The sequence below is a fragment of the Sodalis sp. RH21 genome (assembly GCF_047324175.1).
Classification (GTDB): Bacteria; Pseudomonadota; Gammaproteobacteria; order Enterobacterales; family Enterobacteriaceae; genus Acerihabitans.
Genome location: NZ_CP178732.1, coordinates 3,050,176 through 3,063,711 on the forward strand (window position 1 = coordinate 3,050,176; position 13,536 = coordinate 3,063,711).

The 13,536-nt window shown below is 54.6% G+C and carries 10 protein-coding genes, 1 tRNA gene and 3 pseudogenes; 9 read left to right on the top strand and 5 right to left on the bottom strand.

The window, feature by feature from the left end:
* Positions 1-12: 12 nt before the first annotated feature.
* The 3 genes from nifK to nifH all read right to left on the bottom strand — a co-directional run bounded on the left by nifK (position 13) and on the right by nifH (position 4,058).
* On the bottom strand, positions 13-1,584 hold the full coding sequence (gene nifK, locus ACL2XP_RS14010; protein WP_413733397.1) for a nitrogenase molybdenum-iron protein subunit beta: 1,572 nt from the start codon (positions 1,582-1,584) through the stop codon (positions 13-15).
* 62 nt (positions 1,585-1,646) lie between these two features.
* Positions 1,647-3,095, bottom strand: a complete 1,449-nt coding sequence (gene nifD, locus ACL2XP_RS14015; protein WP_413733398.1) for a nitrogenase molybdenum-iron protein alpha chain — start codon at positions 3,093-3,095, stop codon at positions 1,647-1,649.
* A gap of 78 nt (positions 3,096-3,173) precedes the next feature.
* Positions 3,174-4,058: a nitrogenase iron protein gene (nifH, locus tag ACL2XP_RS14020; protein WP_413733399.1), complete on the bottom strand. Its 885-nt coding sequence runs from the start codon at positions 4,056-4,058 to the stop codon at positions 3,174-3,176.
* A gap of 400 nt (positions 4,059-4,458) precedes the next feature.
* Here nifH and ACL2XP_RS14025 point away from each other — a divergent pair.
* Together ACL2XP_RS14025 and ACL2XP_RS14030 are read left to right on the top strand one after the other, a co-directional pair.
* A tRNA-Asn gene (locus ACL2XP_RS14025) sits at positions 4,459-4,534 on the top strand.
* A 162-nt stretch (positions 4,535-4,696) separates the two neighbouring features.
* Positions 4,697-4,930, top strand: a pseudogene (locus ACL2XP_RS14030) (Arm DNA-binding domain-containing protein); the annotation flags it as partial.
* Here the strand turns inward: ACL2XP_RS14030 and ACL2XP_RS14035 are convergent.
* Positions 4,916-5,875, bottom strand: coding sequence for a quinone oxidoreductase family protein (locus tag ACL2XP_RS14035; RefSeq protein ID WP_413733400.1), 960 nt, complete (start codon positions 5,873-5,875; stop codon positions 4,916-4,918). The pseudogene ACL2XP_RS14030 and the gene ACL2XP_RS14035 sit on opposite strands and share 15 nt — an antisense overlap.
* A 149-nt stretch (positions 5,876-6,024) precedes the next feature.
* Positions 6,025-6,414 carry a RidA family protein gene (locus tag ACL2XP_RS14040; RefSeq protein ID WP_413733401.1) on the bottom strand — a complete coding sequence of 130 codons (390 nt, stop codon included), beginning with the start codon at positions 6,412-6,414 and terminating at the stop codon, positions 6,025-6,027.
* 158 nt (positions 6,415-6,572) lie between these two features.
* On the opposite strand from ACL2XP_RS14040, the pseudogene ACL2XP_RS14045 reads away from it, so the two are divergent.
* From ACL2XP_RS14045 to ACL2XP_RS14075, 7 genes and pseudogenes are all read left to right on the top strand, one after another.
* Positions 6,573-6,704: pseudogene (locus ACL2XP_RS14045) on the top strand (LysR family transcriptional regulator); the annotation flags it as partial.
* 126 nt (positions 6,705-6,830) lie between these two features.
* A pseudogene (locus tag ACL2XP_RS14050) lies at positions 6,831-7,166 on the top strand (integrase arm-type DNA-binding domain-containing protein); the annotation flags it as partial.
* 113 nt (positions 7,167-7,279) lie between these two features.
* On the top strand, positions 7,280-9,109 hold the full coding sequence (atoS, locus tag ACL2XP_RS14055) for a two-component system sensor histidine kinase AtoS (protein ID WP_413733402.1): 1,830 nt from the start codon (positions 7,280-7,282) through the stop codon (positions 9,107-9,109).
* Complete coding sequence (gene atoC / locus ACL2XP_RS14060; RefSeq protein ID WP_413733403.1) at positions 9,106-10,485, top strand: acetoacetate metabolism transcriptional regulator AtoC; 1,380 nt, start codon at positions 9,106-9,108, stop codon at positions 10,483-10,485. The genes atoS and atoC overlap by 4 nt, the downstream gene beginning before the upstream one ends.
* A 393-nt stretch (positions 10,486-10,878) precedes the next feature.
* On the top strand, positions 10,879-11,544 hold the full coding sequence (gene atoD / locus ACL2XP_RS14065) for an acetate CoA-transferase subunit alpha (RefSeq protein WP_413733404.1): 666 nt from the start codon (positions 10,879-10,881) through the stop codon (positions 11,542-11,544).
* A complete protein-coding gene (locus ACL2XP_RS14070) occupies positions 11,541-12,206 on the top strand; it encodes a 3-oxoacid CoA-transferase subunit B (protein WP_413733405.1) in 666 nt (221 codons plus the stop codon). The genes atoD and ACL2XP_RS14070 overlap by 4 nt, the downstream gene beginning before the upstream one ends.
* Entirely contained in the window at positions 12,203-13,525 is a 1,323-nt protein-coding gene (locus ACL2XP_RS14075; protein ID WP_413733406.1) for a TIGR00366 family protein, read from the top strand. Before ACL2XP_RS14070 ends, ACL2XP_RS14075 begins: the two co-directional genes overlap by 4 nt.
* The last annotated feature ends 11 nt before the right edge of the window (positions 13,526-13,536 follow it).

Consider the following 13,536-nt stretch of genomic DNA (forward strand, 5'->3'; position numbering starts at 1 on the left):
GGAGCCGGTGGGTCAGCGAATCAAATCGAAGTTATAATCGGTCTGGCCGAGTTTCATGGTATCGCGGTCCAGTTTTTCCAGCGTGGCGTTGACCAGGGTGGTCAATACCGTCATCGCCCCCTCGTAGCCCCAGGTGGTGATACGGTGCAAATGATGCCGGTCGAAGATGGGAAAACCGATGCGAATCAGCGGCACTTCGAACTGCTCGCCCAAGGCCCGGGTATCGCGCTGGATAAATTTGCCGTAGGAATTGCCGATCATGAAATCCGGTTTGCGGGTAAACATCAGCGAGCGGAAATGCCAGAGATCGCAATTGATAAACACTTCGCTCTCCTGCCCGTAGGGGGATGCCGCCAGCACTTTTTTCATCTCTTTCTGCCAGCGCTTATTGGCGTTGTGGCACAAGATCACCGTCGGCTCGCAGCCCAGCTCCAGCAGGAATTTGGTCATACCCATAACGAAATCCGGATCGCCGTACAGGCCGTAGCTTTTGCCGTGAATCCAGGTATGGGAATCCAGCATCATATCCACCAGCCGGCCGCGCTCCAGCGTCAGGGCGTCGGGGATGGGTTTGCCGGTCAGCCCGCTGATGGCCATCAATAATTGGTCGGTGGCGTCCAGGCCCATGGGCACGCTGACCGGCGTCGCCGGCTGCTGCCAGTTTTCCTGCACCATTTTTTTGGTTTTCAGCAAATGCCAGGGTTGCAGCAGCAGAGTGTCGATGGCGTTGGGCGCGTCGCGCATTTCATCCTGGGTGGTGCCGCCGGCGTACATACGGTATTCGCCGTCCGCCGGGGTATCGAGTACCTCGGAAGGATCGGACAGCAGGCTGTAGCCGACGCCCATTTGATCCATCATGCGTTTGAGCACGCGGTAATTGCCCAGATAGGTTTCAAAACCGGTGACCAGATTGATCTTGCCGTTGCGCCCCGGCTGGTAATCCCGCGCCTCGGTTTTGTCGGTATACTCCCGGGCGAACCCTTCGAACATATTATCCCAGCCGGTAATATGGCTGCCGATAAAGCTGGGGGTATGGGCGTAAGGCACCGGCACCGCCGCGTCGATAAACCCGTCTTTTTTGGCATTGGCGATAAAAGCGCTTAAATCATCGCCGATCACTTCCGCCATACAGGTGGTGGACACCGCAATCGCCTGCGGCTTATACAGCGCATGGGCATTTTGCAGGCCGGCATTCAAATTATTGTTGCCGCCGAACACCGCCGCGTCCTCGGTCATGGAATCGGACACGCAGGCCACGGGTTCTTTGAAATGGCGGTTAAAATAGGTGCGGAAGTAGGCCACGCAGCCCTGGGAGCCATGCACATAAGGCAGCGTGTTGGCAAACCCCAGCGAGCACAGCACCGCGCCCAGCGGCTGGCAGGCCTTGGCGGGGTCGATGGTCAGCGCTTCGCGTTTGAAGTTAAGCTCCTGGTACTCCGCCGTGGTGGTCCACTCGAACACTTCCTTGACGCGCGCCTCGCCGTGGGCTTCTTCCAGTTCGCGTTTGCTGGTAAACAGCGCCTGATATTCCGCTTGTTCGAACAGCGGATAGCAGGCTTTGGTTTTCTCTGCATTCTGACTCATGATTCTCTCCTCCCGCGCCACAAATCTGTGAACTGACGGGTTTAGGCTTCAGACAAACATTCTCAGGCGGTTTTCAGCCAGGGGGCGGTCAACCGGGTCCAGCTCGGATTGTTGAGGGTCATATCCATATCCCGGGCGAAAACGGCAAAACCGTCATAGCCGTGATAGGGACCTGAGTAATCCCAGGAGTGCATCTGCCGGAACGGAAAGCCCATTTTCTGGAAGATGTATTTTTCCTTGATGCCTGAACCGACCAGGTCCGGCTTCAGGGCCTTGATAATCTCTTCGAGCTCGAAGCTGCTGGCATCGTCGAACAAAAGCGTGCCTTTTTTCAGATCGGGCAAGCTGCGGTCGTAGTCATCGTTATGGGCGAATTCATAACCGCTGCCGATGATTTCCATGCCCAGATCTTCATAAGCGCCAATGACGTGGCGCGGACGCAGCCCGCCCAGATACAGCAGCACCCGCTTGCCGGTCAGGCGCGGCCGATATTTGGCGATCACCGCATCGGTTTGCGCCTGGTATTTGGCGATTACCGCTTCGGTCCGGGCCTGGATTTTTTCGTCAAACAGCGCGGCGATTTTGCGCAGGGATTCGGCGATTTTGGTCGGGCCGAAGAAGTTATATTCCAGCCAGGGAATGCCGTATTTCTCTTCCATATGGCGCGAAATATAGTTCATGGAGCGGTAGCAGTGCACCAGATTCAGTTTCACCTTGGGCGTATTTTCCATTTCCACCAGGGTGCCGTCGCCGGACCACTGGGCGACCACGCGCAGGCCTATTTCTTCCAGCAAAATGCGCGAAGCCCAGGCGTCGCCGCCGATATTGTAGTCGCCGATAATCGCCACATCGTAGGGGGTGGTCTCGAACGCCTTATCGTCACGGTTGGATAAAATCCAGTCGCGCACCACATCGTTGGCAATATGATGCCCCAGGGACTGCGACACGCCGCGGAACCCTTCGCAGCGTACCGGCACCACCGGCTTGTTCAGCAGTTTTTGCGTTTCGCGCGCCACCGCTTCGATATCGTCGCCGATAAGCCCCACCGGACATTCGGACTGAATGGTGATGCCCTTGGTGAGCGGAAACAGGGTTTCCATTTCTTCAATCAGCTTGGTCAATTTCTTATCGCCGCCGAACACGATGTCCTTTTCCTGGAAATCCGAGGTAAAGTTCATGGTGCCGAAGGCGTTGACGCCGCTGTAGCCGGTATAATAATTGCGGCGGCCGGCGCGGGAATACTGGCCGCAGCCGATCGGACCGTGGGAGATATGGGCCATATCCTTGATAGGTCCGAATACCACCCCTTTCGAACCGGCATAGGCGCAGCCGCGCACCGTCATCACGCCGGGCTGGGATTTACGGTTGGAGGTGATGCATTTGCCAACGCTTTCCATTTCCGGATCGCTCAACATGTAATGCTTGGCACGTTCTTTACGGGCTTTTTCAGGGAAAACTTCTAATACTTCCTGAATCAGCGCCAGGGTTTGTTCGCCGGTAAGATCGGTCATGGCGATATCCTTACAGTAAGGTAATGGGGCAGCATCCTAAGCCAGCGAATGCCGGCCCAGGGACCAACGACGATCGGTTTAGGCCAAGTGCGCTTCTTCCGCCGCGGTTTTACCGATGATGGTTTCGTCTTCCACATCCATGATGCCGAACTCCATCAGCAGCGCTTCAAGTTCGTCCATGGTGACCGGCGTGGGAACGATCATTTTTTTGTTGTCGACAATCTTTTTTGCCAGGGTGCGGTATTCGTTGGCCTGGTCGCAGGTCGGATCGTATTCAATCACGGTCATGCGCCGGATTTCGGCCCGCTGTACGATGTTATGGCGCGGCACGAAGTGAATCATTTGCGTGCCGAGTTTTTCCGCCAGGGCAATAATCAGTTCGTCTTCGCGGTCGGTCTGGCGTGAATTGCAAATCAGCCCGCCCAACCGCACCTTGCCGGACTTGGCATATTTCACGATGCCTTTACAGATATTGTTGGCGGCGTACATGGCCATCATTTCGCCGGAACAGACGATATAGATTTCCTGCGCTTTGTTTTCCCGGATCGGCATGGCGAACCCGCCGCAAACCACGTCGCCCAGCACGTCATAAAATACGAAGTCCAGGTCGTCTTCATACGCGCCCTCTTCTTCCAGGAAGTTAATGGCGGTGATAACGCCGCGTCCCGCGCAGCCTACGCCCGGCTCAGGGCCGCCTGATTCCGCGCAGCGAATGCCGTGATAGCCGATCTGAAGTACATCCTCCAGCTCCAGATCTTCCACCGAGCCCACTTCCGCGGCCAGTTCCATAATGGTGTTTTGTGCTTTGGCATGCAGGATCAGACGGGTTGAATCCGCTTTCGGATCGCAACCGATGATCATCACCTTTTTGCCGATTTCGGCCAGCGCGGCGACGAGATTTTGTGTGGTGGTGGATTTACCTATGCCACCTTTGCCATAAATGGCGCATTGACGGATAGCCATGTGCATTCTCCTGTTAGTCGATTGACCCTATCTATTAAGCAGGGAACGTACCAGCGGCTAAAAATAAGCAATATATTGATTAAAAAGGTTATTTTTTATAACGGGAATATGGCGAAGACCGGGTTCTGAACAAATAACCCACCTTTTGTCATAAAGCAGACACAGGTTGTACGGCACGCGCTGGCTCGATCGGCATTCCCTGGCCCATACGGGCATATGAATATTTTTAGCGCCGCAACGGGCCGCCGGCATTAAAAGCGGCGGGATCGGCGGTTGATTTTGAGGGTAATCGCGCAGTTAATCGGCAAAGTGGCGAGCAACTGGCCGTTCAGACCGATTTACGGAAAAGGGCTTTGACAAAACCGGGCCGCGCCTTTAGTATTCGCCCCGTTCTCGCGATTCCTCTGTAGTTCAGTCGGTAGAACGGCGGACTGTTAATCCGTATGTCACTGGTTCGAGTCCAGTCAGAGGAGCCAAGATTCTTGTCTTCATGCCGCTTTGCGAATCCCTATACGATTTTGATTCAACAAGTTAGCGTGAAAAATCTTCCCGATGCATTTTTAGTTTTCCCTCTGCCTCGGGAGAATTTGGTGGTCAGATTTGGGGTCATGTTGGTTCGATGACGGAGTGACCCCCAAATGTCTCTTAACGACTCAAAAATCCGCAGCTTAAAACCATCCGCAAAACCCTTCAAAGTTTCCGATTCTCAAGGTCTATATCTTTTGATCAATCCCGGCGGTTCACGTCTCTGGTATCTCAAATATCGTATCAATGGTAAAGAATCCCGGCTTGGCTTAGGGGCTTATCCCGATGTTTCCCTGGCTTACGCCCGGCAGCAATGTGATGGCATACGCAAGCTATGGCTTCATAACGATGCGGCCAAGCGGTTTCGCTGTCTCGGCGAATTCGTGGGCCGCGGCAGCGTTGGCCAGGGGGAAGATGTGGTCAATGACAACCCTGATGCGCCCTGCTGCTACAGCCTGCAACATGTCGTCCACACTTGCCCGAACCCCGGGCCTTTCAAAAAGGGGTCCCATGAATACCCCCATGAGTGTCTGGTTAGACTGCATTGGCGGCCACAAGTCGACGGTCAGGCTGCCACCGCCCGCATTACCGAGGAAGACGAGACGTCCTTCCGGAGCGAGTGCAGAAAGCGAAGCAGGCAACGTCGTCCCCACCGGATCGATGACGAGGTCAACACCGGTGCCATGGGTGTATTGTCGGACACTGTCCACGACGTTATTCTCTGCACGATCCACGACATGATCGGCACCAAGTTCAAGCAACCGGCTTCTTCGCTGCGTTCCGCTTGCCACGGCGATGACCGTCGCGCCTGCTTGTGAGGCAAGCTGAACGGCCGCGAGCCCCACGCCACCAGCTGCTGCCTGAATAAGGACAGTTTCTCCGTGCCGGAGCATGCCTCGTGTGAAAAGGCAATGATGCGCGGTTCCAAAAGAAATCGGTAACACCGCCGCTTCTGCCGTATCCACCCCACCTGGTATAAGCCAGGTTCGTTCCGCGGGCACAGCCCAACGTTCCGCATGTGATCCCTGCATGTTAAAAGCAGCGACTCTGTCCCCAACCGTACGGCTACGGACTTTCGATCCCACTGCAACAACTGTGCCCGCGGCCGCGTAGCCGACGATCCATGAAGGAAGAGGCGGCGGAGTTGAACGGCGGTTGATCAGATCTCCACCTTCAATCGAGATAGCCTCGACAGAAATCAGGATGTCGTCAGGCCCTGTGACCGGATCTGGGATATCGACATATTTCAGGACGCCGGGAGCGCCTTCCACGTCATAAACCGCTGCTTTCATAAATTTTCCTCTGTCTCATCAGTAAATCCAGACCAGTCTGGCAAACCATCCCGATCCGGCATATAGCACTTCAGAAATCTCTCTGTTGCCTCTACGGGCAGCGCGGGCTGCCCTGTTGAATTTTCGACTGGCGGAAAGACCCGTAACGCTTAGGCCAGCCTGGCAATCACCTTAATCTCAAACTTGAATCCGTAAAGCCACGTCACGCCGATCCCGGTCAACGTAGGGTAAGGCGCTTCCCCCCAATATTCTGGCAGGATACGCCAGATAGCGTCGAGGTTTGACTCGGGATCGACGACAAAGAGGGTAACGTCAACCACGTCACCGAACGTGCAGCCCGCAGCCGCGAGAATAGCATTAAGATTATCGAATGCCAGCCTGACCTGCGCTTTTAGATCGTGCTCAGGAGAACCATCCTCGCAGCTACCAACCTGCCCCGAAACGAACAAGAAACCGTTGGATTTGATGGCCGGTGAATAGCGATTGCGCTCATAGAGCGCCTGCCGACCGAAGGGAAAAACCGCTTCGCGTGCTGTCATGTTTGTACCTTTGCAATGGGGCGAAATCTGCCCGGTGAACATAAAGACACTTTAAGGTGCTAGATCGGGCGGATAAACAAGCGACTTTGTCCATCATTATTTGTAAAATCCAAACAATCGGTGAAAAGAGAGGATAAGGAAAGGATCGTTTCGATGCGATGCGCGCCTTTGCTCGCGTGGTGGAGGCAGGTAGTTTCACCAAGGCTGCCCAAACGCTTCATATGAGCAAAACCACGGTGACGCAACTCATTCAGCAGCTGGAAGCGCGCCTGCGCGTCAAGTTGCTCCATATATGATTATGATGCAAAAGGTTCGCGTAAAAAATCTTCCCGATGCATTTTCTGGTTACCCCCCGCATCGGGAAAAATTGGTGGTCTAATTTGGGATCATTTCAGTTCGATTATGGAGTACCCCCAATGTCTCTTAACAACATGAAAATCCGCAGTCTTAAACCTCTAGCAATACCTTTAAAACTGTCCGATTCACGCGGGTTGTATTCGTTGGTCAATCCCAGTGGCTCTCGTCTCTGGTATCTCAAGTATCGTATTAATGGCAAAGAATCCCGTCCCGGTTTAGGTGCTTTTCATGGACCTGCTGGAAGGTATCGAGGAAAAGGTCTGCTGGAAGTCGCGTCCCGCACGCGGCTGCACCTATGTAACGTCATGCGCTATGCCGTGCATCAGGGGTTAATCGAAAGCAATCAGGCGGCGAATCTGAACGGCGAGACAGCTCCCCCCGTTAAGCGCCACTATCTCCGCTTAGGTAAAACATTCGCCGTCATCAATCCTGTTAACAAGATCGCAGGGCGGGAGTCTACGCCGTGATACGCTGACTGACTAAGCACTTCTATTGGCAAACGATTACCATGCGTCCCGTCTTTTCTTGTCCGGTACCCCAAACGTTGCGCGGCAAAATGATCCTGCTGGCCGTATTCATGGTTTTCCTGCCCATATTATTGATGTCTTATATTGTCGAGGTAAAAGGACGGGACGCCTTGCTCGACGAGAAGAAAAACAAACTGTACGCGGTGACCCATTTGCTGGATAACGCACTGAGAGACAGTTTCAGCTTATACCCCGATTTGCCCCGCGAGGCGCGAATCAAGGCGCTGAACCGCCATTTATCGCAGCTCACCGACAATATCACCGACGCCTTTCCCAACGTCGCAGCGGGTTATTACCATCGTCAACTGGATGCCATCATTACCTATGCGCCGCAAAAGCTGTACGGCAACACCGTCGGCATCGCCATCCCGGCCGATCATCCCGGCCGCACGGTCATGGCTTCCGGCGAGCCGTTGATCAAGACCGGCTCGCAGGTGCGCGGCAATATCATGAATGCCATGACGCCGATTAAACGCCATGGCGAGGTGGTGGGATATATCTGGGCCAATGAATTATCCCATGATATCGATAAACAGGCGTTGGCCATGGACGCCAGTATTTTTAGCGTGATAAGCATCGGACTTATAGGCAGCTTGTTTTTGATCGTCACGTTTTCCCACCGCCTGTCACGCGACGTGGAGGTGATCAAACAGGGGTTAAGCCGGCTGCCCTTTGATTTAAATACCCGGATTCCGCCGCTGAAAGGCGAGATGGGCGGTATCGCCGATAATATCAATCATCTTTCCCATGCATTGAGCGAGGCGCGCACGCTCAATGAACTGATTGTGGAAAGCGCCGCCGACGGCATGATAAGCGTGGATATCCATGGCCGCATTATTATGTGCAACCCCGCGGCGCGCGCCATTACCGGTTACCAGCGCGACGAGCTGATCGGCAAGCATTACAAGACGCTGTTTGAAAAAGAGGGTTATCACAGCCCGGTGCTGGACACGTTGATGCGCGGCATTGAACATATCGGGGTTGAGGTGGATTACCCGGCTAAGGAGCAGATACTGCAAATCAAGGCCAGCAGCAGCCAACTGCGCAACGCGCAGGGCGATATTATCGGCGCGCTGGTGATCTTTACCGATTTAACCGCGCAAAAAGAGCTGCAGCGCCATATCGCCCAGGCCGAGCGGCTGGCGACGCTGGGTGAGCTTATGGCTGGGGTGGCCCATGAGATCCGCAATCCGCTTACCGCCATCAGTGGTTTTGTGCAATATTTGAAAGAAGATGAAAAAGATCCGCAGCGTGTCGAATATATCCAGATAATCTTGCAGGAAGTACGCTCGATTAATAAAGTGATAGAACAATTATTAGAGTTTGCCCGCCCCCACAGACGCAGTTTTCAGCCCATTGCCATTGACCAGATTATCCGCGAAACACTGGTGCTGGTGCACACCAATGCGCTTAACAGCCGCATCGACTTCCATATCCTGCTGGATGAAACCGTGCCGGAGATAGAGGCGGACGCAGGATTACTCAAACAGGTGATGCTGAATTTAATGATCAACGCGGTGCAAGCCATTCCGGCCAGGGGGGATGTGACGATATCCACTGGACTCCAGAAGCCGAATAAAATACGTATTCAAATTACCGATACCGGTATCGGCATGAGTCCCGAGACGCGGAAAAAAATATTTACGCCGTTCTTTACCACCAAGCCGTCCGGCACCGGCCTGGGTTTATCTATTGCCCAGCGGATTATTAACGATCATGCCGGGGATATTATGATCGACAGTGAACTCCAGCAGGGAACAACGGTGACACTGATTCTTCCCATCAAAAAAAACTACGGGATCGTTCTATGAACCAGCCTTATCGTATTCTTATCGCCGACGACGAAAAAAGCGTTCGCATTATGCTTGCCGCCGTATTTTCGCAACACGGGCATCAGATTATTTGTGCCGATGACGGCGAACAGGCTATTGCGCTATTCAGGCAACATAAGCCGGATATTGTATTAATGGATATCCGCATGCCGAATATCAATGGCATCGAGGCGCTGCAAGCGATGCGCGGTATATATCAGGATGTGCCTGTTATCCTGATGACCGCCTATGCCGCAGTTGAAACAGCGGTGGAAGCGCTGCGCCTGGGAGCGTTTGATTATGTGGTAAAACCCTTTGAACTGGATGAATTAAAGCTGCTAATGGGCCGTGCTCTACAATTACGGGAAATGAAACAGGAAATCAACCTGCTGCACCGCGAGCTGTCCGATAGTTATCATTGCGATCGTTTTTTGACTAATAATCCGAAAATGATGGAGCTGTGCCGCACCATAGCCAAAGTGGCGCAAAGCAGCGCCAGCGTGCTGGTAACCGGCGAAAGCGGCACCGGTAAGGAATTGATTGCCAAGGCCATTCATTATAATAGCCCGCGATGCAAAGGGCCTTTTATCAAAGTGAACTGCGGCGCATTGCCGGAATCACTGCTGGAAAGCGAGCTGTTCGGCCATGAAAAAGGGGCGTTTACCGGGGCGCAGATGCAGCGCCAGGGGCTGTTTGAGCGCGCCAACCAGGGCACCCTGCTGCTGGATGAAATCGGGGAAATGCCGTTTAACTTGCAGGTGAAATTGCTGCGAGTGCTGCAGGAACAGGAGTTTGAACGGCTAGGAGGCAGCCGGACGATTAAAACCAATATCCGTATCATTGCCGCCACCAACCGCGATCTCGCCGCGATGATTGAACAAGGGGAATTTCGCCGCGATCTCTATTACCGGCTGAATGTGATGCAGCTGTCGTCGCTGCCGCTGCGAGAGCGCCCGCAGGATATTCTGCTGCTGGCCCGTTATTTCCTGCAAAAATTCAATGCCGATAACAACAAGGAAATCATCGGGTTTGATGTCGGCGCCTTGGCCGCCCTGGAAGGCTACCGCTGGCCGGGAAACGTGCGCGAGCTGTCCAATGCCGTGGAACGGGCGGTGATCATGAGCACCGGCTATATGATTTTTATCGACGATCTCCCCGATCAGTTGCAACCGGACAAGGCTGCTGATCCGGTGGATGGGGGCATAAACTGCCAGGCCCGCGAGCTGAATTTAAAAGAGCATGTCAAATCATTTGAAAAAGAATTTATCAGTAAAGCATTGGGGATTAACCAGGGCAATCGGGTGCAGACCGCCAAGGCGTTGGGCATCAGCCGCCGCGCGTTGATCTATAAATTACAGGAATATTGCATTGAATAATTAAACAATATATTAATATACGCCGATAACGTTTAACATATCATCCCCGTCGCGGATATCGGCGATTATATCTAACCAGTTGTTACGGACATGCCAGCCATATCCGCATTAATGTTATGCGTTAGTGGCGCCGTTGTCTGAAACAGCTATTGCCCTTTATTTAATACCGGTCACAAATATAGTCGGGGGAGTGAGAAAAAATCTGCACACCCGCGCAATTAATTTCACAGTCTGAGGTTGATGATTAATATCATTTATCGTTGACATACTTTTATTACTGTTGTTTTTCAATTGATTGCTCCAGCGTTATTTTTTATTTCCTCCCTCCCATACTTGGTCTGTCCATTGCAATTCCTTAAACACTCCCAGCGTGGAGAAAACCAAGGAGTTACGATGAAAGATAAACGCATAACAATAACCGATGTCACCCCACATTTTCATGATGGCATGACCATTATGTTCGGCGGCTTTATGGGCGTGGGCACTCCCGCGCGCCTGGTCGAAGCCTTACTGGATTCCGGCGTACAGGATTTGACGCTGATCGGCAACGACACCGCATTTGTGGATACCGGCGTCGGACCGTTGATAGCCAGCGGCCGAGTGGTGAAAGTGATTGCCTCCCATATCGGCACCAACCCTGAAACCGGCAGGCGTATGATCGCCGGCGAGATTGAGGTTGAACTGGTCCCCCAGGGCACGCTGATCGAACGCATCCGCTGTGGCGGCGGCGGACTGGGCGGCGTGCTGACCCCTACCGGCGTCGGTACCGTGGTGGAAGAGGGCAAACAGAAAATCACCCTGAACGGGGTGGACTACCTGCTGGAACTACCGCTGCACGCCGACCTAGCGCTGATACAGGCGCACACCGCCGATTACGGCGGCAACCTGACCTACCGGCTCACCGCCCGCAACTTTAATCCGCTAATTGCCCTGGCCGCCGATCGGGTGTTCGCCGAGGCCGACAGTCTTGTCGCCATTGGCGACCTGCCGCCGGAACATATCGTTACACCGGGCGCGCTGGTCGACTACCTCGTTATTCCCCTGGAGATACAGGCATGAACGCCAAAGAACGCATTGCGCGCCGCGTGGCGCTGGAACTGAACGATGGTGATGTGGTGAACCTGGGCATCGGCCTGCCGACCCAGGTGGTGAATTATCTGCCGCGGCATATCGATATCACCCTGCAATCGGAAAACGGCTTTCTTGGCCTGGGCCCCGTGACCCGGCCGGACGCCAGCCTGGTGGACGCCGGCGGCAAACCCTGCGGCCTGGTGGCGGGCGGAGCGATGTTCGACAGCGCCTTCTCGTTTGCCCTGATACGCGGCGGCCATGTGGATGTCAGCGTTCTGGGCGGTCTGCAGGTCGATCAGCAGGGCAATCTCGCCAACTGGATGGTGCCGGGCAAAATGGTGCCGGGCATGGGCGGCGCCATGGATCTGGTGACCGGCGCGCGCAAGGTCATCATCGCCATGGAACATAACGCCAAAGACGGCTCGGCGAAAATCATGCCGTTATGTACCCTGCCGCTTACGGCGAAAAACAAGGTCAGCGTGGTGGTGACTGAACTGGCGGTGTTTGTTTTCAGCCACGGTGCGCTGGTGCTGAAAGAGTACGCGCCCGGGGTTACGCTTGAGGCCATCCTTGCGCGAACCGCCGCGCAGTATCAGGTGGCCGACGACGTCAAAGAGATGCCGATCGGCATGGCCGGGGCGGACTTATGATTGGAAAAATCGCACATGCCATGACGGTGGTGGTGAACCGTTACCTGCCCGATCCGCTGATCTTCGCCATGCTGCTGACCATGCTGATGTTTGGCATCGGACTGGCCTTCACCCCGCATACGCCGCTGGATATGGTGCAGATGTGGGGAGACGGTTTTTGGAACCTGCTCGCCTTCGGCATGCAGATGGCCTTGATTATCGTCACCGGCCATGCCCTTGCCAGCTCGTCCCCGGTCAAGCGCCTGCTGAAGGATATCGCCTCCCTGGCGAAAACCCCGACGCAGGGCGTGATGCTGGTGACGTTCTTCGGGCTGGTGGCCTGCGTCATCAACTGGGGGTTCGGTCTTATCGTCGGGGCGATGTTTGCCCGCGAGGTGGCGCGGCGGGTGCCGGGTTCCGATTATCCGCTGCTGATTGCCTGCGCCTATATCGGGTTTATGACTTGGGGCGGCGGCTTTTCGGGGTCCATGCCGCTGCTGGCGGCGACGCCAGGCAATCCGGTGGAGCATATCGCCGGCATTATCCCGGTGAGCCATACCTTGCTGGCGGGGTATAACATTTTTATCATTCTGGCGCTGATAGTGGTGCTGCCCTTCGTCACCCGCATGATGGTGCCACAAGCCGGCCGGGTGATAACCATTGACCCGGCATTGTTGCAGGAAGAACCCGATTTCCAGAAAAAATTGGCCGCCGACGCCTCGATTGCGCAAAGGATGGAGGAAAGCCGGATCATCACCCTGATCATCAGCGCCATCGGCCTGTGCTACTTGGGCATGTATTTCTGGAAAAACGGCTTTAACCTGACGATCAACACCGTCAACCTGATGTTTCTGATTGCCGGTTTACTGTTGCACAAAACCCCGATGGCCTATATGCGGGCCATTACCGCCGCCGCGCGCAGCACGGCCGGCATCCTGGTGCAGTTCCCGTTCTATGCCGGTATCCAACTGATGATGGAGCACTCCGGCCTGGGCGGCATGATCACCCAATTTTTTATCGACGTCGCCAATAAAGATACCTTCCCGATCATGACCTTCTTCAGCTCGGCGCTGATCAATTTCGCCGTGCCGTCGGGGGGCGGGCATTGGGTTATCCAGGGGCCGTTCGTGATCCCCGCCGCCAAGGCATTGGGCGCCGATCTGGGCAAAGCCACCATGGCGATAGCCTACGGCGAACAGTGGATGAACATGGCGCAACCCTTTTGGGCGCTGCCCGCCCTGGCCATCGCCGGATTGGGCGTGCGCGACATCATGGGCTACTGCGTCACCGCCCTGTTGTTTTCCTGTCCGATTTTTATTATCGGCCTTCTTCTGTTTTAAGGACAAAAATC

Bases quoted from the DNA above. Each gene is read 5' to 3' on its own strand.
- ACL2XP_RS14075 (WP_413733406.1), top strand. From the start codon at position 12,203: ATGATTGGAAAAATCGCACATGCCATGACGGTGGTGGTGAACCGTTAC.
- ACL2XP_RS14070 (WP_413733405.1), top strand. From the start codon at position 11,541: ATGAACGCCAAAGAACGCATTGCGCGCCGCGTGGCGCTGGAACTGAAC.
- nifK (WP_413733397.1), bottom strand. From the start codon at position 1,584: ATGAGTCAGAATGCAGAGAAAACCAAAGCCTGCTATCCGCTGTTCGAA.
- nifH (WP_413733399.1), bottom strand. From the start codon at position 4,058: ATGGCTATCCGTCAATGCGCCATTTATGGCAAAGGTGGCATAGGTAAA.
- nifD (WP_413733398.1), bottom strand. From the start codon at position 3,095: ATGACCGATCTTACCGGCGAACAAACCCTGGCGCTGATTCAGGAAGTA.
- atoD (WP_413733404.1), top strand. From the start codon at position 10,879: ATGAAAGATAAACGCATAACAATAACCGATGTCACCCCACATTTTCAT.
- atoS (WP_413733402.1), top strand. From the start codon at position 7,280: ATGCGTCCCGTCTTTTCTTGTCCGGTACCCCAAACGTTGCGCGGCAAA.
- atoC (WP_413733403.1), top strand. From the start codon at position 9,106: ATGAACCAGCCTTATCGTATTCTTATCGCCGACGACGAAAAAAGCGTT.
- ACL2XP_RS14035 (WP_413733400.1), bottom strand. From the start codon at position 5,875: ATGAAAGCAGCGGTTTATGACGTGGAAGGCGCTCCCGGCGTCCTGAAA.
- ACL2XP_RS14040 (WP_413733401.1), bottom strand. From the start codon at position 6,414: ATGACAGCACGCGAAGCGGTTTTTCCCTTCGGTCGGCAGGCGCTCTAT.